We start from the raw sequence: 20,502 nt of genomic DNA, 5'->3' as shown, positions 1-20,502 counted from the left end.
GGAATGACTATGGGTTGTGTGTTCATATCCATTGTTCAGTTTTCAAGGATCAATCCGCTTTTTCAGCGGCGAAGATTATTTTATCAAATCTTCATTTTGCTGTCAAGTACTTTTCTAAGTACTTTTTATTAAATTTCTCATCTGCTTTTTCAGCAGCGAATGATATTTTATCAGGCATCATTCATCCTGTCAAGCACTTTTTTCGATTTTTAAAATCTTTTTTCGTGCTTTTTCGTTGCTGTTTTGTCAGCGAAAACCAGTATATCATCTGCGGCCCCGCTTGTCAATGTTTTTCTTTTCAAACATTCGCCGTTGACCTGTTTGATATGCTGTTTCTGCCCTGCCAATCAGCAGCGACAGTTATTTATTATACTCGCTTGTCAAAAAATGTCAATATCTTTTTTCGCTTTTTTAAAAGTTCTTCTTTTATAGCTCTTCTTTTATAAGGAAAAACGGCCTTTTCTCGGACCATGATCCAAGAAAAAACCGTTTTCCTTCCTTATAATGTGCCTGTCAATGTGCACGCTTTAGTTACATTTGTTTGTTTTGTTGTTTTTATTGTTCTTGTTTGTCTTTTCATTTTTGCCTGTGTCAATGCTGTATTCCTGAGCAAATTCTGTTCTGTTCATGCCCTTCTGGTTGTTCTTTTCTGTCTTATTGTTTGTTTTGTTGTTGTTCTTGTCCATCACTATGACCTCCCTGTATTTTTCCATTGCTTCCTTAGCGAGTTCCTCTCGCAGTCATAGTATGGCTCCTCTTTTTCTTTTTATGCGTTTTTCCTCTTTCCTGACAGATATCTTTTTTTATATTTCATTGCAGCATAACGCATCACTTTTTGATAAACAACCGGATTGCACATACCGCCTACAACACCGGCCACAGGCAAGCCCTGGATAAATTTTGCCGTCAGCATCCCGCCGGAAAGGGCAGAAACAGCTCTCTTTACTTCTTCTTCAAAGGGAAAGGCTTCTTTTTCCTCCGAAAGCCCAATCCACCCATCCACTAATTGATCTGCCTTTCGTTTTTCCGCTCCTTCCGCTAATCCAGCTGCAATCAGCCGCAAAATAAAAATTTGTTCTTCTCTCCGGTGATAATCATAGCCATAGCCGGCAGCCATTTCATATAAGCCCTTCAAAAGCATGCTAAGAAAGACCGGAATATCCGGAATACCGATTCCCAGTAGTCCCAGACCAATCCCTTCTGCTGTGGTCACCGCAGAATTGAGCACTCTGCTCTTCCTGCCGGCAGCTTCCAGCTTTTTCAAAGATTTCTTCGTTGGCTTTTTATCCATGCGAAAATCATTCACCTGAAATTCCAGCTGCAGCTCATCACCTTTGAACATTCTTTCAATGGCACCTGTTCCCTTTTCAAAAATTGCGAGAAATGCCTTATAAAACGCAGCATCTAATGTTGCTGAAAGTTTTTCTGGAATCTTTTCTTCTATTTTGCCCGTCAAATCTTTGATTTTCCCATCCAATTTCGATTCTTTTTTATTTTCCGCAGAGCAAAGCATCCGTTCCTCTTTTTCTAATAAACGTTTCCATTCCCGTTCCAAAGCTGTCCCCATCTTCATACCTTCTTCCTATATAGAAAGAAGAGGATGCCTTTCAGCACCCTCCCCCAGCGATGCATCATCGCTTGTCTTTAGATTTCTTTTTTCCCTTTATCAGAACCATTTTGGAACACATTGGTCAAATCCGTGTTCCCCACATTGGTCTTCATAGCTGTATCCGCCTGTACATTCTGCATACGGTAATAGTCCATTACCCCAAGATTACCGCTGCGCAGTGCTTCTGCCATAGCCTTGGGAACTTCTGCCTCCGCTTCCACAACTTTCGCTTTCATGTGTTCTACTTCCGCTTTCATTTCCTGTTCTTTGGCAATAGCTGTCGCACGGCGTTCTTCCGCTTTCGCCTGGGCGATCTGCTTATCTGCCTCCGCCTGCTGGATCTGCAGATGTGCGCCAATGTTTCTGCCAATATCCACATCGGCAATATCAATAGACAGGATTTCAAATGCTGTACCATTATCCAGACCTTTCGACAGCACCGTCCGGGAAATCAGATCAGGATTTTCCAGCACACTCTTATGGCTCTGGGAAGAGCCAACCGTTGTAACGATACCTTCGCCAACTCTGGCAATGATGGTTTCTTCGCCGGCACCGCCGACCAGTCTGCCCAGATTTGCCCTTACGGTTACCTTTGCAATTACTTTTACCTCGATCCCATCAATAGCCACCGCAGAAATCCAAGGTGTCTCAATGATCTTAGGGGTTACGCTCATCCTTACCGCTTCAAACACATTTCTGCCTGCCAAATCGATGGCCGCCGCTCTTTCAAAAGACAGATCCAGATTTGCTCTGTGTGCAGCAATCAAAGCATCTACTACATTATCAACTCGCCCGCCGGAAAGCAGATGAGATTCCAGCTGGTTTGCATTCACATTCATCCCGGCCTTCTGCGCTTTGATTAAAGGGCGAATGATTTTATCTGCCCGTACCCGGCGCAGCCGCATACCGACCAGAGAGAAAATGCTCACCTTCACTCCGGCAGAAACTGCGGAAATCCATAATCCCAAAGGAACAAAACTCAGGAAAATGCCCACAATAACCAAAATCGCAATGACAGGAATCATAAAACCAAAAATTCCAAACATAACAATACGCCTCCTTTTGTCTCTTCTTTTACCCTTATTCTGTATAAGCTTTTACCGTCACAGTCTTTCCTGTAATCTGTACCACTTGTACCTTTTCTCCTCTGTCAATAAAATCCCCCTGAGAACAGACATCGATCATTTTTCCATCGAACTCCGCCACGCCAAAGGGCCGCAGTGTCGAATGGGTCAGCCCCACTTGTCCCAAAAGCCCCTGCAAAGCACTTTCGTCAAAATCTTTCGCTTCCTGCCTGTCTTTTAATACGACTTTATTATACAGCCCGCTTTTTTTCGCAAAGATGACCATCGCAAAAAAGATCACAACCCCCGCTGCCAGCATGATGATAAAAGCAACCATCCCGTACAGCTTATAGGTTAGAATCAGCGAGCAGAAAAGAGAAACCGAACCCAAAATACCAAATAACCCGAATCCCGGCATCAGAATCTCCGCGAAGATCATCACTAAACCGAGAATCGCTAAAACAACGATCCATGGGAACATCCCTTTCAACCTCCTTTATGCAATTTTTTTGCCCTATTCAAGCCAAACATATTCCTCTTTCGAAAAATATCTCTTTCTGCCATTATAGTATCATAAAGGATGTTTTCTCCGCAATGGTCCAAAGAAAACTGTAAGAATTGTTTAAGAAATTCCATCAGAAATAAAAAAAAGAGAGCAGAAAATTATTCCGCTCTCCCGAAAATCTCCTCCCTGCATGCTGCCTAAACCCATAAAAATCTGAACCCCTGCATTCCATTCTCCCGTTCTCTTTTTTAAATTTCTTTCGTTACAGGCACGATGATACTTTCGCCCGCTCGTACGTTCGCTGTTTTCATCCCATTTACTTCCAGGATCGCATTCACCATATGTTCGGTTTTTTCCCCGTCTGATTTATATTCTTCCGCAATATTCCAAATCGTATCTCCTTTATGAATCTGGACAGATTCATAATATGTTTTTGTTGTTTTTTCCGTCTGGGCGCCCATGGCAAAGGTCCCAAGGCAGAGAATCAAAGCAATTGTCAGCAGCATAAAAATATTCTTTCTGATTTTTCTGGATTTTCTTACAACTCTTCTCTGTGTTCTTCTTTCCATATTTTCGCCCCATTTCTACCGAACATTTTTTCGTTTTACATTTGTATCATACAAGAACACATATTCTTTGTCAATACTTTTTGGGGAAATTTACGAACATAGGTTTGATTTTTCATTTTGCCCATGCTATAATAAAGGCGAACAATGCAATCGTGGGAGTTTCTCCCATGCAAAGGGTTTTGCTGTGCAAAATACTTATCCGGCAGAATATTACTTTTTTCTGCTATTTACTTGATAATTCCCATCCATTTGGATACAATCATAAGGAGTGAGAATATGAGCGAACTGTCCGCAAAACAAAAGCAAATTTTAGAATATATGAAGGCAGAAGTTCGGGAAAAAGGATATCCCCCTTCCGTTCGGGAAATCTGCGATGCCGTAGGGCTGAAATCTACTTCCACGGTTCATGGGCATCTTTCCCGCCTGGAAAAGAAAGGCCTCATCCGCAGAGACCCTACCAAGCCCAGAGCCATCGAAATTTTGGATCCCGGGTTTGAGGCCCCTCAGCGGGAATTGGTAAACGTGCCTATTGTGGGCAATATCACAGCCGGTACGCCTATCCTTGCGGTGGAAAATATCGAAGATACCTTTCCCATCCCCGTGGATTATGTCCACAATGACACCGTTTTCATGCTCCGTGTCAAAGGGGAAAGTATGATCGAAGCAGGTATTTTTGATAAGGATCTGATCCTTGTCCGCCAGCAGCAGGATGCGAAAAACGGCGATATCGTCGTTGCCCTCATCGAGGATTATGCTACTGTCAAAACCTTTTATAAGGAAAAGGATTTTATCCGTCTGCAGCCCGAAAATTCCTCTATGTCTCCCATCATCGTAAAAGACGTTGCCATCTTGGGCAAGGTCATCGGTCTGTTCAGAAAATTCTAAGGAGTTGAATCTATGTTTGGTTATGTAAAAGTCGGTGCAGCCGTACCTAAGCTGAAAGTAGCCGATTGTGTCTACAATAAAGAAGAAATTTTGAAAGTGGTGAAGGAAGCCGCCGCAAAAAAAGTCCGTGTGCTTTCTTTCCCCGAATTGTCCGTCACCGGCTATACCTGTGCAGATCTGTTCTTTCAGGCTCCCCTGCTGAAGGCAGCCGAAACCGCTGTGCAGGAAATTGCAGAAGCCACCAAAGAACTGGAACTGTTCCTGCTGATCGGGGCTCCCATCGCTGTGGATAATCAGAATTTCAACTGTGCTGTCGCCATTTATAAAGGCAGACTGCTGGGTATCGTGCCCAAAACGCACATTCCCAACTACAGTGAATTTTATGAAGAGCGTTGGTTTGCTTCCGCAGATGATTTGATTGCAGAAGAAATCTCCTACGCCGGGCAAAATGTCCCCATCGGTGCAGATCTGATCTTTGCCGCAGAAGGTATCCCCGAATTGAAAATTGGTGCTGAAATCTGCGAAGACCTGTGGGTGCCTATCCCGCCCAGTTCTTACCTGAGCCTCTATGGTGCCACATTGATCCTGAATCTTTCCGCAAGCAATGAACTTGCTTCCAAACCTGGCTATCGTCATCAGCTGGTATCTCAGCAGTCCGCCCGCACCCTGTCTGCCTATGTGTATACCTCCGCAGGCACCGGCGAATCTACACAGGATGCCGTATTCAGCGGACACAGCATGATTTATGAAAATGGCGTCCTCTTTGCTGAAACAGAATGTTTCTCCCGGGAAAGCCAGTTGGTTTATGCTGATATCGATGTGGAAATGCTGATGGCAGAACGCCGCAAACATACCACTTTCATGTCTCATCTGCAAAAGGCGGAAGCTCAGAAATTCTATCGCCAGATCTTCTTCGATATGCAGGAAGACCCTACCCTGGAAAACTGGAACAGACCTCTGTCCAACACACCTTTCACACCGAAAGAAAATCTGGATGCCCGCTGCAAAAACATTTTTGGTATTCAAACAACAGGCCTGGCAAGACGTATGGAACATACCCACTCCCAGTCTCTGGTAATTGGCATTTCCGGCGGTCTGGATTCTACGCTGGCGCTTCTGGTTTCCGCAAAAGCCTGCGACTATCTGGGTATCGACCGCAGCAATGTCATCGGTGTGACCATGCCCGGCTTTGGCACGACCGATAGAACCTATCAGAACGCTCTGACCCTGATGCGTTCTCTCGGCATCACTATGAAGGAAATCCCCATCTGCGAAGCCGTTACACAACACTTCAAGGATATCGACCACGATATCAATTTGCATAACGTAATCTACGAAAACGCTCAGGCCCGTGAACGGACACAAATCTTGATGGATCTGGCAAATAAATACAATGGTCTGGTTGTTGGTACCGGCGATCTGTCCGAACTGGCTTTGGGTTGGGCAACCTACAACGGCGACCATATGTCCATGTATGGCGTCAATGGCGGTATCCCCAAAACATTGGTACGGGTACTGGTAAAATGGGTAGCAACCAACGGCGAAGTGGATGCAGAAGCCTCCGCTGCCCTGCTGGATGTTCTGGATACTCCCGTCAGCCCTGAACTGCTGCCTCCTGATCAGGATGGTAAGATCAACCAGAAAACAGAAGATCTGGTAGGTCCTTATGAACTCCACGATTTCTTCCTGTATCAGATCATCCGCTTCGGCTATCATCCCGCAAAGGTTCTTTTCCTGGCAGAAAAAGCCTTCGCCGGCGAATACGACAGAGAAACCCTGCTGAAATGGCTGAAAAACTTCTATCGCCGTTTCTTCATCCAGCAGTTTAAGCGTTCCTGCCTGCCCGATGGCCCCAAGGTCGGTGCTTTGTGTCTCTCTCCCAGAAGTGACTGGCGCATGCCTACCGATGCCCACAGCCGCATCTGGATGGATGAAGTGGAAAAGCTGTAAAAACTATCGTAACCATTCTATTTTAAAGCATAAAAATAACCGAGACGAATTTTCATGTTCGTCCCGGTTTTTTATTTTTATCTATTTATTTCTTTCTATGGTTCAGCAGATAGCAGATTCTCCGCAGGCCTTCCGCCAATGTGGCTCTGGGGCATGCCAGATTCAAACGAATAAACGTATCGGAATTTTGCACGAACATGTCGCCGCCTTCCAGCAAAACTGCCGCTTCATTTGCAAACAGCAGAGGCAAATCTTCGCCCGGCTCCACATAGGCACCAATATCCACCCAGCCCAAATAGGTAGCTTCGGAAATGCGGAACACTGCTTTGGGCAGATGCTCTGCCAGATATTCCTTGGTGAATTTAAAATTCTCATCCAGATACAGTTTCAGTTCCGACAGCCATTCTCCGCCTTTCTCATAGGCAGCCTGGGCCGCAGCGATAGAAAGGGGATTTTCAAAATCATAATGTCTTTCTTTCCAAACTGCCATCACTTCTTTATTGGGAATGATGATGTTGGAAAACATCAGCCCGGCCATGTTAAAGGTTTTGCTGGGCGCCATACAAGTGATAATCCGGTCACTTTCAGGGTACAGCTTTGCCAAAGGCGTATGTCTCAGCCCTGTACGGATCAAATCGCAGTGAATTTCATCAGAAATCACCAGTACATCATTTGCCAGGCAGATATCACCAAATTTTTTCAGTTCTTCTTCCGTCCAGATACGTCCGCTGGGGTTATGAGGGTTGCAGAAGATGCACAGTTTCACCTTGGGGTCTTTGGCTTTGGCTTCGATATCAGCATAATCCATCGTATAATAGCCATTTTCATTGATCAAATCGGAGCAAACCAACTCGATATGGCTGTGGTCTGCCGCATGCTTAAAATAAGCATAGGAAGGGGTCAAAATCAACACCTTTTCATCAGGCTTGCAGATATATTCCACCAATTCAAACAAGGCCGGAATAATCCCGGGAGAAGTTACCAAATCTTTTTCCTGGCAACTCCATCCATAACGGCTCTTGCACCAATTAGAAAAGGCTTCAAAATAGCCAGGGTCAAAAATCTTTGAATACCCAAAGATACGCTTGTCCAACCGTTCCTTCATAGCATCGATGATACAAGGAGGTGTGGCAAATTCCATATCGGCAATCCACATTCTCACATATTCATCATCGGGAAAAGGAAATTTTCGGTCACGGGGTGCATGGAAAATATATTCCCGCCAACCATCGGTGTTCATGCAGTTCGTATTCTTTCTGTCAATCACTTCATCAAAATTGTACTTCATTTGCTCGCCTCCTGTTTGAATCGTTTTTTCTTCTTTAAAATTAGCATAAAAGGAAAATTGTGTCAATTAATCCTCTTCGGACAGTTTCAAAGAAAAGGCAAAGGTTGCTCCCTTCCCTTCCTCACTTTTTACCGTAATGGTTTCTCCATGGGCCTGTAAAAATTCACGCACAATGGCAAGCCCAATGCCGCTGCCGGTCTTATCTTTATTGCGGGTCGTATCCGTTTTATAAAACCGATCGAACACATATTTCTGATCCTCTGCACTGATCCCAGGGCCTTCGTCCTTCACTGAAATCAACACTTTCTTTTTCTCTTTCAGTGTTGTCTCCACTTCGATAATGCCATTTTCCGGAGAAAATTTCGCCGCGTTTCCCAGCAGATTCTGTAATACACGGGAAATCTTATCCCTGTCCCCATGTACCAGCGTTTCTTCTTCCGCATAAATAGCATGAATATGCACGTTCTTTTCTGCCAGCTGGGGTTCCAGCATCTCAATATTCATGCGAATCAGCCCATTGATATCAAAATCAGATTCCTCCAGCAAAATCGCACTGCTCTGGGCACGGCTCAATTCCACAATGCTCTGGGTCATACGGGAAAGGCGCTGTGTTTCTTCCAGCACGATTTTCAGATATTTTTCCTGTTTTTCCGGCGGCGCCGTACCATCCAGCATAGCCGTCAAAAAGCCCTGCATGCTGGTCAAAGGAGAACGTAGGTCGTGGGAAATATTTGCAATAAAATCTCTTTGCATTTTCTCATGCGCCTGCAGGCTCTCCGCCATATGGTTGAAGCTTTCTGCCAGTTCCCCCAGTTCATCATTGCTGTTCACAATGACCCGTTCTTCAAAATTGCCATTGGCAATCACTTTTGCCGCGCCGTTTATCCGTATGACTGGCAATGCTACATACTTTGCCGTCATATAGCTAACGATCAGCCCCAGAAGAGAAACAAAAAATAAACTGATGACCCCCATCTGATACATTTCCAGCAAAGATGCCTGAATCTGCGGCAGCGGGCGGCACATGAACAATCCGGCAATCTGCCCCTCTGAAAGAGGATATCCCACCACCAGCATCGGTGTATCAAAAAGCTGTCCTTTTTTCGTCTGCACAGAAACCACTTTCCCCTCCAGAACGCCTTCCAGCAGGGTTTCACTCAAAAGTTCTTTCTCATATTTGATTTCATTGAATTCCGGGGAGGCGATCACAACTTGTCCATCCCGATTCACCATCATAATCCCGGCATCCATATAAGTTTCCAAAACCTGTAATTCATAGCTTAAATTGCTCAAATTTCCCGTACGGTAGCCTTTTGAAAAAGCTGCCGCAATCTTTTCCCCCTGAGACACCAATTCTTCTTTTTTTTCATTCATATAATGATTGGTAAATACCAGTGCCAGTGTGCCGCCCATCAAAGAGATGCAGACAGCGATCGTGGTCATATATATCATCATCTGCTTTCGCACAATGGAATCTTTTTTCATCTTCATTCCTCCAAATTATCAAAAAAGCATTACAAAACCATAAAAGAATGGTATACTGTTCTATAGACTTGTTTTTTCTGGAAAAACAAGAAAATACAGAAAGGAGAAAGGCATTCTCGCCTTGTACTTACTTATGGAAAATCAAACACAAAACAGACCCCCCCAAAGAAAAACCATCCCTCCGAAAGATTTGCTCCTCATCGCACTGGCTGTCCTAGTCATCTTCCGTGTGGACTGGAAAAATATGAATAGTTTTCATTATCTGATCCTGTTCCTTTTATTCCTGTGCTTCATGCTGCGCTGGTCCAATATGCGCAAGGACGCACAGCGCAAAGAAATGATGGAACGCCGCAAAGCCGCTGAGGAAGCAGCAAAAGCAGCCCAGGAACCTGCACAGCTGACAGGAGAATCTGCAGAAGCGGTCCCCGCAGAAGATATTTCTGCAGATGGGGAAGCTGCTCCCGAGCCTGCTACAAAAGCCCCTGCGGAAGCAGCATCTTTCGAAGAAAAACCCGAAGAAGAATAAGTACAAACCGATATAAAGGGACGCCTGTTTCAGCGCCCCTTTATTATTTTTGTCTATTTCTGTCCAAATTTATAGCCAACGCTCCAAACAGTACGGATGCCCCATTCATCTTCACTGTTGAGCTTTTCTCGAATCCGTTTTACATGTACATCCACCGTTCTGGTATCCCCCACATATTCATAACCCCAAATCCGGTCCAGCAGCTGTTCTCTGGTAAATACCCGGTTGGGGTGCTGCGCCAAAAAGCTGAGCAGCTCAAATTCCTTGGGCGGAAAATCCAGACTTTTTCCTTGATACACCACAGAATAATTAGAAAGATTGATTTCCAGTTCGCCAAATTTCAGGATGCTTTTATCTTCTTCCTGCTTGGGTTCATATCTGCGGAGCACCGCTTTCACCCTTGCCACCAGTTCCTTCGGGTCGAAGGGCTTCACGATATAATCATCTGCCCCTAATTCCAGCCCCAGCACTTTATCAAAGGTCTCCCCTTTGGCCGTCAGCATGATGATGGGCACACGGCTGGTCTTGCGCACTTCCGTGCAGACCTGGTACCCATCCATTCCCGGCAGCATCAGATCCAACAAAATCAGATCCGGCTGAAAGCTCTCTGCCGCCTGAACCGCTTCCTTGCCGTCATATACTTCCAATGTCTCATATCCCTCTTTCGTCATATAAAGGGAGATCAGCTCCGCAATATGCATATCGTCATCCACGATTAGAATTTTTTGTTTCCCCATCTTCTTCACCTCGTTCTTCTTCAAAACATTTTATTTCAATTCCACAACTGTGACGCCTGCTTCCCCTTCCCCGAAGGTACCAGGTCTGTAGCTTTTCACATGGGAATTCATTTTCAGATAATTCTGCACGCCGGCACGCAAAGCCCCTGTGCCCTTCCCATGGATGATGACCACCTGCTTCAGGCCGGAAAGGTAAGCATCATCGATATACTTATCAATATTCGCAATGGCTTCATCCACCAGCTGCCCACGGCAATCGATCTCCGCAGAAATAAACTGACTCTTGGAAAGCTTTGCTCTGGCCGGGGGCTGTTTTTTCTGTTTTTCCTTGGGTCTGGGGGTATCATCCAGCATCAATTCCGCCAGAGGCACTTTCATCTTCATCATGCCCATCTGCACCATGACTTCCTTATTCTTATCCGGTGCAGCGATTACTTCACCATTCTGGTCGAAGGAAATCACATAGACCCTGTCGCCGGGCTTCAGGTTTTCCGGTGCCTTGTGGTTGGGCTTCACCTTTTTGGATTTCAGGAAATCCTGCTGCATGGAAGAAAGCTTTTCATTCAGCTTCTGCCGCTGTTCCAAAACCTTGTTTCGGTTATTGGCCTCCTTCGCCTGCTTGTTCATTTCCTTCACGATGCTGTCTGCTTCTTCCTTGGCCTGGGCATAAATCTGCTTAGCCTCTTCTCTGGCCTTGGCAAGGATTTTTTCCTTCTGTTCCTTTGTCTTTTCCTTCTGCCGTTCCACTTCTTTTTTCAGTTCTTCCGCTTCCCGGCGATACTGTTCCGCTCTTTCCTGCTCAAATTTTACAGATTTCTTGCTGATTTCCAAGTCAGTGATGACATCCTCGAATCTGGCTTCATCCTGACTGATAAATTCCTTGGCCCTGTCCAGAATATAATCCTGCAGACCCAGCCGCTTGGAAATGGCAAAGGCGTTACTTTTCCCGGGAATCCCGATGAGCAGCCGATAGGTCGGTCTTAAGGTCTCCACACTGAATTCACAGCAGGCATTTTCTACCCCTTCCGTAGATAGTGCAAATACCTTCAATTCGCTGTAGTGGGTCGTTACCGCCGTGCGGATCTTTCTTTCCAGTAATGCCTGAATGATGGCTACTGCCAGTGCCGCTCCTTCTGTGGGGTCTGTGCCTGCGCCCAGTTCATCGAACAGCACCAAGGAATCATCGGTAACCTGATCCATAATGCGGACGATATTTGTCATATGAGCGGAGAAAGTAGACAAGCTCTGCTCAATGCTCTGCTCATCCCCGATATCCGCAAATACATTATCAAATACCGCCAGTTGAGAATTATCAAAGGCAGGAATATGCAGCCCCGCCTGCCCCATCAGGGAAAACAGTCCCAATGTTTTCAGGGCAACGGTCTTCCCGCCGGTATTGGGCCCGGTAATCAGCAATGTAGTAAAATCCTTGCCCAGATAAATATCTGTAGGCACCACCGTTTTCGGGTCCAGCAAAGGGTGTCTCCCCTTGTGGATATTGATATAGCCTTTTGTATTGAACATAGGCTGCGTGCCTTCCATAGAAAGAGACAGTGCCGCTTTCGCAAAGATAAAATCCAGCTGTGTCAGCAGTTCCAAATTCCCCTCAATGGCAATGACATGGGCTGTCACCAGATCGGACAGCATCAGCAGGATTTTTTCGATCTCTTCTTTTTCCTTTGCCTGCAGCTCCTTGATTTTATTGTTCAGCTGAATAACGCTCAAAGGCTCCATAAACAATGTGGAACCCGTGTTGGACTGATCGTGGATCATACCGGGAAAAGAACTTCTATATTCCGCCTTAACAGGCACACAGTATCTGTCATTTCTAATTGTGATAACAAAATCCTGCAGCATATTTCTGTATGCAGAGGAAGAAATGATCCCATTCAGATGGTCTTTCACCCGGTCATTGGAAATTTTGATTTCCTTTCGGATACTGCGCAGTCCAGCACTGGCATCATCAGCAATCTCCGTTTCAGAAAGGATACAGCGGCTGATTTCATTTTCCAATTTATCCAAAGGAATGATCAGGTCAAAATATTCATCCAGTCTCTCGTAAATTTCCATTTTATTTTCTTTTCTGGCATAGTTTTTCACCTTGCGGCAAACATAGGCAAATTCCCCAATGGCCATCAATTCACCAATAGAAAGCACCCCTGCCATAGATGCCCGTTTTAACTGAGGGCGGATTTCCCGAAAACCGCCAAAGGAAGGCGTGCCTTTTTTCAGGATCATAGTGGTCGCCTCTGTGGTCTCCTGCTGCCAGATGATGATATCGCTCATGGCAGAAGAAGGGCGCAGAGCCGCCGCCCGTTCCTTCGCCATAGGGGAAACCGCAAAGCCCACCAGCTTTTGTATGATCTTGTCATATTCTAAAGTATGCAATGCTTTTTCATTCATATCATTAGCTCCATTTATCATAAATTCCTATAATACACCTATTTTATCATATTAGTATATCACATTTTCCCGAAACGCTCAATGCTGCTGTTCCTCTTCCAGATAAGCTTCGCCCCATTTTGCCAGTTCAAAAAAAGCAGGGAGCAGGGCTTTCCCCTTCTCTGTCAGGGAATATTCCACCCGGGGCGGAATTTCATTAAATTGCTCCCGATGTACGATGCCAAACCCTTCCAAATCCCGCAGGGTATTGGTCAGCATGGTGTTTGTAATGCGGGGCACCGCCTTTTTCAATTCCCCAAAGCGGCAGGATGGCTTTTTACAAAGCTCATAAATAATATGCGTCCGCCATTTTCCGCCGAGCAATTCCAGCGTCCGGCGCATGGGGCAATCCTCCCGCACCTCGTTATGCAATACTCTTTGCAGATATTCTTCCGCCGTCAAATCCTTTTCCATACGTCCCTCCGGTATCTTTTTCTATACCAAGTACATCCAAACTGCGTACTTGCTCTCATTTTTCATATATAGTATATTTTATGTACTATTAGAAAGCAAGGAGGATTCCTATGAAAACAGCGATTTTATACTATTCCACACATCATGGCAACACCAAAAAAATACTGGATGCCATCGCCGAAAAACACGAGATCACTCTGTTGGATATCACACAGCCTATCCCCGGTTCTCTGGAAGATTACGACCTGATCGGCTTTGCCTCCGGCATTTATTTTTCCAAATTCCAGAAAATGCTCCTGCAATTTGCAGAACAGAATCTGCCCTTGAAGAAAAAAGTCTTTTTCCTCTATACCTGCGGCGCAGAAAAAAAAGGATACACCGATGCCATCCGCAAGGCTGTCCTTGGCAGAGATGCCGAAATTCTGGGAGAATACGGCTGCCTGGGTTTTGACACTTACGGCCCTTTCAAGCTCATTGGCGGCATTGCCAAAGGCCACCCCAACCAAGATGATTTGGAAGGCGCAGTCAGATTTTACGAAAGCATTTTAAACTAAGTATCAAAAAAGAACCTCCTGAATCAATTCAGGAGGTTCTCTATGTATGCAATTACTGCTGTTCTTTGATGATACCATTCTGGTATGCATATAACAGTTTTTCCAATTCATCAATACTTTCCTGCAGTTTTTTGCCGATATCCGTATCTCTCACGCGGATACGATCCTGGGTATACTGCAATGCAACGGTGGAGGACAGGATATCCTTTTCTTCCGCAATGGCTCTGTCCGTAGATACAAAGGGTTCATGGGATACCAGAACCATGCCGTGGGAGTTATAAATCAAAGTATAGCCTGCAATCCCTGTTACCTTCTGGTATGCCTTGGAGAAACCGCCGTCGATCACGAACAATCTGCCGTTGGCCTTGATCGGGCTTTCCCCTTTCGATACTTTTACAGGCACGTGGCCATTCACAATATGGGATGTATCGGGATCCAGACCAAAGGCTTCCAGCACCCGCTTGCATACAGCTTCTTCATTTCTCAAAGAATAGTAAGGATTGCTTACTTCCTTATGGGTTGCTTTATCATCAATAAAATAACGCTCGAAAGTGGTCATTTTCTTTTTGCCGAACAAAGGAGAATCCTCCCCGCACCACATATACCAGATAATATCCATACATTCTCGTTTTGCCTTGGTATGAGCCTTGTTAAAATAGCCTTCCCGCATCGTTCTTTCTACCGCATCCAGATACTCCTTGCCGCAGTATTTTCTGCCGCGGAATGTAACGGTTTTCAGGGTGCCATCCTCATTCATGGGAATGCCGCCGTGGAACAGCAGGTTGGAGTTGAAAATGGTATACATGCTGCCTTTATGATACAGAGTACGTACGTGCTGCTGCAATTTTTCACTATTGACGAAGGAGGATTTTACTTTGTCCATAACCTCCTGCTCTTCCGGTGTCAGGGCATAAGGATCTTTGGGGTCGATGGTAGGGAAAACCATATCATTCATAGGATATTCCACTCCATCAACCAAAACAGTTCCTTTTTCGAAATCGATTTTATCCAACAGCAGGCGGTTCTCCATGTGGAATTCGGGGTGGCGTTTGATGATCTGTGCTTCCATCTTCCATTGCATAATGGAAATCGCCTTATGCATTTTCGCGATCAGCTTAAAGTCTTTATCACTTAGCACCTCATCCGCCTTGGGTTTGAATTGCTCGCAGGGGTCATCTGCGTATTTATCCATGGCAAAGGTTGCCAAAGGCAGCAGATTGATACCATAATCTTCTTCGATGGTATCCAGGTTGGCATATCTTGTCTGGATACGCAGAACATTGCAGATCAGCGCCTGACAGCCGGCAGCCGCACCCATCCACGCAATATCATGGTTGCCCCACTGAATATCAACAGAATGATAGTTTGCCAGAATATCCATGATACGGGCAGCATGAGGGCCTCTGTCGTAAATATCCCCAATGACATGGAGCTGATCGATGGCCAGCCTCTGAATCAGATTACACATGGCGATGATAAAACGATCCGCCTGCCCCAAATCAATAATGGTATGTATGATTTCTGTGTAGTACATATCCTTATCTACACTGGCACTGTTTTCATGGAGCAGTTCTTCGATAATATATGCAAATTCCTTGGGCAGTGCTTTTCTTACTTTGGAACGGGTATATTTGGAAGAAACCACTTTACAGATTTTAACTAGTCTGTGCAGGGTAATTTTATACCACTCCTCCAGTTCTTCCTCTGTTTCTGCCATCTGCTCCAGTTTTTTCTCCGGATAATAAATCAGCGTTGCTAGGGATTTCTTTTCGCTGCTGCGCAGGCTTTCCCCGAAAATCGCACTGATCTGATTCTTAATAACACCGGAAGCATTCCGCAGTACATGGCTGAAGGAATCCGCTTCCCCATGGATATCAGAAACAAAGTGTTCTGTCCCTTTGGGCAGGTTCAAAATCGCCTTCAGGTTGATGATCTCCGTTGCCGCACTGTTGATATTTTTATACTGATTGGACAGCAGTTTCAAATATTTCATTTCCTCTGCTGAAAAATTACCATTGCCAGAATACATAAAACGCACCTCTTTTTTCTTCTTAATTTGTGCTTACTATTTCAGTATAGCAAAAAAAACAAAACTTTCCTAGTTCTTTTTCTCAAAATGGGACAAAAAACGCCCCAATGTTGTGTGACATCAGAGCGTTCGACGGATAATTCCTGCTTATCCTTCGTTTTTCTTTTCCTCGTTGCTTCCTATAGGCTCTCCTTCCACCGTGCCTTCCACAGGCTCAGCAGGGGCATCTTCCGCCGTTGGTTCTCCTATCGGCGTCCCTGCCATCGGGCGAACCCCAAAGGTAATGGCTTCCCGGTTGATAAACAGCAGTGTCTCCCCAACGGCAACAAAAGCCGCAGAAAAATAGCACAGGAACTGATACAGCAGATCACTGGCGAAGCCTTCCGGTGCAAAGACATAAATCAGTTCAAATACAGAATTCCACAGCATTGCGATTATGCTCAGCAGCCACATATAACCAAAGGTTCTCCACCATTTTCCCTCTACAAGCCTCTTGCTGTAGCGTAGGGCATCCCAGCCCTTTTTATCGCTCAGGCCAATACCGTACAGGTAAAGCCCCCATGCGATACTGAAATATACACCGGGTACAATGATGATACTGCCCAGAAATACCAGTACCCCAAAAATGATACCCGATACAATGATGGCAGGCATCAGGGAAAAGGCTTCAGATAAGGCTTCCCCCATAGATACTTCTTTTCCGTCTATATATTGCTTTACTACTTTGGCGATGGTGATGATTCCTACAGGCTGCAAAAACAAAGACACCATAAACAGCAGCCCGTAATTCAGCAGCAGATGATATGCCGTTGTCAAAACTTCCGCCTGATTTACCGCTGTGATATCCATCTGCATAAATTGCTGGAATACTGTATATGCCGTCATCATACGGTCGCTGATGATAACTTCCAGCAAGCTGATGGGCAGGAAAATAATCGCCATCACCTTGATCATAGAACCGATATTTGCAGAAAAGACATGGAACGCTGCAGAAAGCTGCTCCATCCATCTCCACTCTCTATTATAGATTTCGTTTCTCATACGCTCATCCTTTCTTTTCCCTTTGATAGAAAAGTATAACATACTTCCGGAAAAAATCCAATGCTGCATCCCCTTGTATTTCTTAAGATTTTCTTATAAACTGATAGCATACTACCATTTTGAAAAGGCTGTGAAATTTATGAAACTGCATCAAAAAACCGTATTGGTCACAGGTTCTTCCCGGGGCATCGGCAAGGCCATTGCCCTGGCTTTTGGGCACGCCGGCTATAATGTGGTGCTGAATGCTTCCAAAAGCATTCCCCAGCTGGAAGAAACCAAGACCTTATTCGAAAAAGAAGGCATTCCCGTCCTTGCCCTTTTGGCAGACGTTTCCGATTATGAAAACTGCAGAACCCTCTTTAGGCAAATCGAAAACCATTTCGGTTCTGTGGATATTCTGGTCAATAATGCCGGCATTTCCCATATCGGTCTTTTCACCGATATGAAACCGGCAGAATGGCAGCGCATTCTTTCTGTCAATCTGGAATCTGCCCTCAATTGTACCCACCTTGCCGTACCTACAATGGTACACAAAAAAGACGGTGTTATCCTCAATATCTCTTCTATGTGGGGAGAAGTAGGTGCTTCCTGCGAAGCGGTCTATTCCGCCTCCAAGGGTGCCATCAATGCTTTTACCAAAGCCATGGCAAAGGAACTTGGGCCCTCCAACATCAGGGTCAATGCCATTTCCTGCGGTGTCATCGATACGGAAATGAATGCCTGCTTCTCTGCGGAAGAGCGGCAGGCGCTGGCAGAGGAAATCCCCCTCATGCGCTTCGGCAAGCCAGAAGAAGTGGGGGATCTGGCTGTTTTTCTGGCCAGTCAAAAGGCAAGCTTTCTGACCGGAAAAATCATCACACTGGATGGAGGGATGATTTAAATGAAAAAGAAATTTTTATTGTTTGATGCCGACCGCACTTTGCTTGATTTTGCTGCATCGGAAAAAAAAGCACTGGCAAAGACCTTCGCCGAATATGGCCTGCCCTTTTCCGATGCCGTCTATCAATGGCATCTGGTAAACAACGCCAAGCTCTGGCAGGATTATGAAAAAGGCATCATTGACAGAAAAACTGTCCTCTATACCCGCTTCGTCCGTCTTTTTGCCCATTTTGGCTATGCAGGGGATGGTGCCGCCTTCGAGGACAGCTATCGCCACAATCTGGATCACGCCTGCGAGGTATTCCCCGAAGCCCCCGAAGTGGTGCAGACCCTCAGCAAGACCCATGATCTCTATATCGTAACCAATGGCGTTGCCAGCACGCAGGAAATCCGCATTGCAGATTCCGGTCTGAAACCTTATCTCAAAGATGTTTTCATCTCCGAACATCTTGGCTCCCAAAAGCCCCAAAAAGCATTTTTCGATCAGTGCTTTGCCCGCATCCCGGATTTTGACCCCAAGCTGGCTCTCATCATCGGCGATTCTCTGACCTCCGATATTAAAGGCGGTAACAACGCCGGTATCGAAACCTGCTGGTTCAATCCCAATGGGGAAGAAAACCACACCGATGCCAAAGTAGATTATGAGATTCGTTCTCTGAAAGAATTGTATGCGCTTCTTGCGGACTAATGTTTTTCTATTGCATACATCCAAAAAGAATGTTATAATGAACGTACGTAAAAAATAATAAACACTCTTTAGGAGGTAATGCTATGAAGGATTTGAAAAATACTTGCCGTATTGCTGTCGTACAGGCTGCTCCTGTTATGTTCGATAAAGCAGCCAGTACTGAAAAAGCAGTTTCCCTGATTCAGGAAGCTGCAAAAGAAAAGGCGGAGCTGATCGTGTTCCCCGAACTGTTCATCCCCTGCTATCCTGTTGGTATGACCTTCGGCTTCTCCGTCGGCAAACGAAACGAAGCAGGCAGAAAAGACTGGAAACGCTACTATGACAACTCCGTTGTGGTGCCCGGCCCCGAAACAGATCTTTTGGCAAAGGCCGCAAAAGAAGCCAACGCATGGGTCAGCATTGGTGTTTCCGAGCGGGTGGAAGAAACCGCGACTTTGTATAACACCAATCTGTTTTTCTCTCCCGAAGGCGAAATCATCGTACATAAAAAGCTGAAACCAACCGGCTCTGAACGGGTGGTATGGGGCGATGCCCAAAAAGATTATTTCCCCGTAGCCGAAACCCCCTGGGGCGTAATGGGCAGCCTGATCTGCTGGGAAAGCTATATGCCTCTGGCTCGCGTTGCCCTCTATGATAAGGGGCTGACCCTGTATATTTCCCCCAATACCAATGATAACCCCGAATGGCAGGCAACCATTCAGCATATTGCCATTGAAGGCCATTGTTATTTCATCAACTGCGATATGTATTTCACCAAAGAGATGTATCCTGATGATCTTCATTGCCCCGATGAAATCGCTAAGCTGAATGATATCGTTTGCCGCGGCGGCAGCTGTATCATCGACCCCTATGGTCACTATGAAACAGAGCCTGTTTGGGATAAAGAAGCTATCATCTATGCCGATCTGGATATGCAGAAGGTACCAGCCAGCCGTATGGAATTTGACGGCAGCGGCCACTATGCAAGACCCGATGTGCTGGAACTGATCGTCCACGAAAAATAATGGAAAATTCCAAAAATTTTACTTACATCGAATCTTTTTTTCTGCTAAAATATTTTTTGGCTGAAAAAGCCAACCCAAATATCGTATACAACGTGCAGCAGAAAGCATAAGTCCAGTTGTTTTTCAAGGGCTGCGCAAAAAAGAAAAGATAGGGAGACCCTTATGGTCTCCCTTATTTTTTTGCAGTCCAACACCAATCATATTTTTAACAGAAAAGGAGTGTTTTTTATGCCTAAAACAAAATTTCAAGGTGTTATTTTCGGTATCCTCATGTCCATCACCATGGCTTATGGCATGGAGGTTTTCAATGTAGCTCATAAGCTTGGTTACAGTGCCATGCCCGGTGGCTTCAGCAATATGACAAATCATGTCTTTTATGATGCCCTCATCGAAGCATCCTTCATGTGGATCTTCGTTTTCATCTTCTCCAATCTCTGGGGAAACCGCATCGGCCACGGCTTAGCGGCAAAACTCATCGATCCTAAGAAGGATAACCCCTTCTTCTGCACCCTGGTCATCTCCGGCTGCACTGTCCTCATCATGTGCCCTACTATGAGCGCCGTTGCCGCTATCCTGTTCAATATTATTATGGGTGGTGCTCCTGCCAGCCAATTTCCCGCCATTTGGGTCGGCACTGTGTTGAAGAATTTCCCTATGGCACTGCTGTGGAATCTTTTCGCCGCAGGCCCCTTCACACGCTTTATCTTCAGAAAACTCTTTGCAGAAAGAAACTCTGCTGCTGTTGGCGAAGCGGCATAAAAATAAGAGAGGCGAAAGCCCAATGTCATTAAGTTAAGATGACGAATCAGGATCTCAGTATTAGAAATAATGCT

General features: G+C 45.4%; 21 protein-coding genes. 9 read left to right on the top strand and 12 right to left on the bottom strand.

Annotated features, from left to right (window positions below; translation table 11 throughout):
• The coding region (locus tag ACI39P_RS03550; protein ID WP_439719318.1) for a hypothetical protein at positions 1–446 on the top strand (446 nt) is incomplete at its 5' end.
• Positions 447–527: 81 nt separating this feature from the next.
• On the opposite strand, the gene ACI39P_RS03545 is transcribed toward ACI39P_RS03550, so the two are convergent.
• The 5 genes from ACI39P_RS03545 to yneA form a co-directional block, all read right to left on the bottom strand.
• Positions 528–686 (bottom strand): hypothetical protein, encoded by a 159-nt coding sequence (locus ACI39P_RS03545; protein ID WP_439719317.1) that lies wholly within the window; start codon positions 684–686, stop codon positions 528–530.
• Positions 687–766: 80 nt separating this feature from the next.
• On the bottom strand, positions 767–1,573 hold the full coding sequence (locus tag ACI39P_RS03540) for an EcsC family protein (protein WP_439719316.1): 807 nt from the start codon (positions 1,571–1,573) through the stop codon (positions 767–769).
• Between the two features lie 71 nt (positions 1,574–1,644).
• The gene (floA, locus tag ACI39P_RS03535; protein WP_439719315.1) at positions 1,645–2,655 is read right to left on the bottom strand and encodes a flotillin-like protein FloA; all 1,011 of its coding nucleotides are present in this window, start codon (positions 2,653–2,655) and stop codon (positions 1,645–1,647) included.
• 34 nt (positions 2,656–2,689) lie between these two features.
• The gene (locus ACI39P_RS03530) at positions 2,690–3,154 is read right to left on the bottom strand and encodes an NfeD family protein (RefSeq protein WP_439719314.1); all 465 of its coding nucleotides are present in this window, start codon (positions 3,152–3,154) and stop codon (positions 2,690–2,692) included.
• A gap of 272 nt (positions 3,155–3,426) precedes the next feature.
• On the bottom strand, positions 3,427–3,747 hold the full coding sequence (gene yneA / locus ACI39P_RS03525; protein ID WP_439719313.1) for a cell division suppressor protein YneA: 321 nt from the start codon (positions 3,745–3,747) through the stop codon (positions 3,427–3,429).
• A 276-nt stretch (positions 3,748–4,023) separates the two neighbouring features.
• Here yneA and lexA point away from each other — a divergent pair, with 276 nt between their 5' ends.
• Both lexA and ACI39P_RS03515 read left to right on the top strand, forming a co-directional pair.
• On the top strand, positions 4,024–4,632 hold the full coding sequence (lexA, locus tag ACI39P_RS03520; protein ID WP_439719312.1) for a transcriptional repressor LexA: 609 nt from the start codon (positions 4,024–4,026) through the stop codon (positions 4,630–4,632).
• A 12-nt stretch (positions 4,633–4,644) separates the two neighbouring features.
• A complete protein-coding gene (locus tag ACI39P_RS03515; RefSeq protein ID WP_439719311.1) occupies positions 4,645–6,582 on the top strand; it encodes an NAD(+) synthase in 1,938 nt (645 codons plus the stop codon).
• An 85-nt stretch (positions 6,583–6,667) separates the two neighbouring features.
• On the opposite strand, the gene ACI39P_RS03510 is transcribed toward ACI39P_RS03515, so the two are convergent.
• Together ACI39P_RS03510 and ACI39P_RS03505 are read right to left on the bottom strand one after the other, a co-directional pair.
• On the bottom strand, positions 6,668–7,870 hold the full coding sequence (locus ACI39P_RS03510) for a PatB family C-S lyase (RefSeq protein WP_439719310.1): 1,203 nt from the start codon (positions 7,868–7,870) through the stop codon (positions 6,668–6,670).
• Between the two features lie 66 nt (positions 7,871–7,936).
• On the bottom strand, positions 7,937–9,355 hold the full coding sequence (locus tag ACI39P_RS03505) for an ATP-binding protein (protein WP_439719309.1): 1,419 nt from the start codon (positions 9,353–9,355) through the stop codon (positions 7,937–7,939).
• A 121-nt stretch (positions 9,356–9,476) separates the two neighbouring features.
• Here ACI39P_RS03505 and ACI39P_RS03500 point away from each other — a divergent pair, with 121 nt between their 5' ends.
• On the top strand, positions 9,477–9,881 hold the full coding sequence (locus tag ACI39P_RS03500; protein WP_439719308.1) for a hypothetical protein: 405 nt from the start codon (positions 9,477–9,479) through the stop codon (positions 9,879–9,881).
• A gap of 53 nt (positions 9,882–9,934) precedes the next feature.
• On the opposite strand, the gene ACI39P_RS03495 is transcribed toward ACI39P_RS03500, so the two are convergent.
• The 3 genes from ACI39P_RS03495 to ACI39P_RS03485 form a co-directional block, all read right to left on the bottom strand.
• Positions 9,935–10,618, bottom strand: coding sequence for a response regulator (locus tag ACI39P_RS03495; RefSeq protein ID WP_439719307.1), 684 nt, complete (start codon positions 10,616–10,618; stop codon positions 9,935–9,937).
• A gap of 30 nt (positions 10,619–10,648) precedes the next feature.
• Positions 10,649–13,021, bottom strand: a complete 2,373-nt coding sequence (locus ACI39P_RS03490; RefSeq protein ID WP_439719306.1) for an endonuclease MutS2 — start codon at positions 13,019–13,021, stop codon at positions 10,649–10,651.
• A 78-nt stretch (positions 13,022–13,099) separates the two neighbouring features.
• Positions 13,100–13,474, bottom strand: a complete 375-nt coding sequence (locus tag ACI39P_RS03485; RefSeq protein WP_439719305.1) for a winged helix-turn-helix transcriptional regulator — start codon at positions 13,472–13,474, stop codon at positions 13,100–13,102.
• Positions 13,475–13,584: 110 nt separating this feature from the next.
• Here ACI39P_RS03485 and ACI39P_RS03480 point away from each other — a divergent pair, with 110 nt between their 5' ends.
• The gene (locus ACI39P_RS03480; protein ID WP_439719304.1) at positions 13,585–14,028 is read left to right on the top strand and encodes a flavodoxin family protein; all 444 of its coding nucleotides are present in this window, start codon (positions 13,585–13,587) and stop codon (positions 14,026–14,028) included.
• 52 nt (positions 14,029–14,080) lie between these two features.
• On the opposite strand, the gene ACI39P_RS03475 is transcribed toward ACI39P_RS03480, so the two are convergent.
• Both ACI39P_RS03475 and ACI39P_RS03470 read right to left on the bottom strand, forming a co-directional pair.
• On the bottom strand, positions 14,081–16,057 hold the full coding sequence (locus ACI39P_RS03475) for a fructose-1,6-bisphosphatase (RefSeq protein WP_439719303.1): 1,977 nt from the start codon (positions 16,055–16,057) through the stop codon (positions 14,081–14,083).
• 147 nt (positions 16,058–16,204) lie between these two features.
• Entirely contained in the window at positions 16,205–17,098 is an 894-nt protein-coding gene (locus ACI39P_RS03470) for a hypothetical protein (protein ID WP_439719302.1), read from the bottom strand.
• A gap of 145 nt (positions 17,099–17,243) precedes the next feature.
• Here ACI39P_RS03470 and ymfI point away from each other — a divergent pair, with 145 nt between their 5' ends.
• The 4 genes from ymfI (at position 17,244) to ACI39P_RS03450 (ending at position 20,428) form a co-directional block, all read left to right on the top strand.
• A complete protein-coding gene (ymfI, locus tag ACI39P_RS03465) occupies positions 17,244–17,978 on the top strand; it encodes an elongation factor P 5-aminopentanone reductase (protein ID WP_439719319.1) in 735 nt (244 codons plus the stop codon).
• On the top strand, positions 17,979–18,665 hold the full coding sequence (locus ACI39P_RS03460) for a YjjG family noncanonical pyrimidine nucleotidase (protein WP_439719301.1): 687 nt from the start codon (positions 17,979–17,981) through the stop codon (positions 18,663–18,665). It abuts the gene before it with no gap.
• An 83-nt stretch (positions 18,666–18,748) separates the two neighbouring features.
• Complete coding sequence (locus ACI39P_RS03455) at positions 18,749–19,669, top strand: carbon-nitrogen hydrolase family protein (protein WP_439719300.1); 921 nt, start codon at positions 18,749–18,751, stop codon at positions 19,667–19,669.
• Positions 19,670–19,897: 228 nt separating this feature from the next.
• Positions 19,898–20,428: a DUF2798 domain-containing protein gene (locus ACI39P_RS03450; RefSeq protein WP_439719299.1), complete on the top strand. Its 531-nt coding sequence runs from the start codon at positions 19,898–19,900 to the stop codon at positions 20,426–20,428.
• The last annotated feature ends 74 nt before the right edge of the window (positions 20,429–20,502 follow it).

This window comes from Anaerotignum sp. (genome assembly GCF_051877975.1).
In the GTDB taxonomy this organism is placed as follows: Bacteria; Bacillota; Clostridia; order Lachnospirales; family Anaerotignaceae; genus Anaerotignum_A.
Note: the sequence above shows the minus strand (reverse complement) of the source record. Positions and strands in the feature narration are given on the sequence as shown.

What these genes read in the sequence shown, in the direction of transcription:
- ACI39P_RS03545 (WP_439719317.1), bottom strand. Translation starts at nt 686, where the DNA reads ATGGACAAGAACAACAACAAAACAAACAATAAGACAGAAAAGAACAAC.
- ACI39P_RS03485 (WP_439719305.1), bottom strand. Translation starts at nt 13,474, where the DNA reads ATGGAAAAGGATTTGACGGCGGAAGAATATCTGCAAAGAGTATTGCAT.
- floA (WP_439719315.1), bottom strand. Translation starts at nt 2,655, where the DNA reads ATGTTTGGAATTTTTGGTTTTATGATTCCTGTCATTGCGATTTTGGTT.
- ACI39P_RS03490 (WP_439719306.1), bottom strand. Translation starts at nt 13,021, where the DNA reads ATGAATGAAAAAGCATTGCATACTTTAGAATATGACAAGATCATACAA.
- ACI39P_RS03495 (WP_439719307.1), bottom strand. Translation starts at nt 10,618, where the DNA reads ATGGGGAAACAAAAAATTCTAATCGTGGATGACGATATGCATATTGCG.
- ACI39P_RS03530 (WP_439719314.1), bottom strand. Translation starts at nt 3,154, where the DNA reads ATGTTCCCATGGATCGTTGTTTTAGCGATTCTCGGTTTAGTGATGATC.
- ACI39P_RS03460 (WP_439719301.1), top strand. Translation starts at nt 17,979, where the DNA reads ATGAAAAAGAAATTTTTATTGTTTGATGCCGACCGCACTTTGCTTGAT.
- ACI39P_RS03505 (WP_439719309.1), bottom strand. Translation starts at nt 9,355, where the DNA reads ATGAAAAAAGATTCCATTGTGCGAAAGCAGATGATGATATATATGACC.
- ACI39P_RS03540 (WP_439719316.1), bottom strand. Translation starts at nt 1,573, where the DNA reads ATGAAGATGGGGACAGCTTTGGAACGGGAATGGAAACGTTTATTAGAA.
- ACI39P_RS03480 (WP_439719304.1), top strand. Translation starts at nt 13,585, where the DNA reads ATGAAAACAGCGATTTTATACTATTCCACACATCATGGCAACACCAAA.
- ACI39P_RS03510 (WP_439719310.1), bottom strand. Translation starts at nt 7,870, where the DNA reads ATGAAGTACAATTTTGATGAAGTGATTGACAGAAAGAATACGAACTGC.
- ACI39P_RS03515 (WP_439719311.1), top strand. Translation starts at nt 4,645, where the DNA reads ATGTTTGGTTATGTAAAAGTCGGTGCAGCCGTACCTAAGCTGAAAGTA.
- ACI39P_RS03470 (WP_439719302.1), bottom strand. Translation starts at nt 17,098, where the DNA reads ATGAGAAACGAAATCTATAATAGAGAGTGGAGATGGATGGAGCAGCTT.
- lexA (WP_439719312.1), top strand. Translation starts at nt 4,024, where the DNA reads ATGAGCGAACTGTCCGCAAAACAAAAGCAAATTTTAGAATATATGAAG.
- ACI39P_RS03475 (WP_439719303.1), bottom strand. Translation starts at nt 16,057, where the DNA reads ATGTATTCTGGCAATGGTAATTTTTCAGCAGAGGAAATGAAATATTTG.
- yneA (WP_439719313.1), bottom strand. Translation starts at nt 3,747, where the DNA reads ATGGAAAGAAGAACACAGAGAAGAGTTGTAAGAAAATCCAGAAAAATC.
- ACI39P_RS03450 (WP_439719299.1), top strand. Translation starts at nt 19,898, where the DNA reads ATGCCTAAAACAAAATTTCAAGGTGTTATTTTCGGTATCCTCATGTCC.
- ACI39P_RS03455 (WP_439719300.1), top strand. Translation starts at nt 18,749, where the DNA reads ATGAAGGATTTGAAAAATACTTGCCGTATTGCTGTCGTACAGGCTGCT.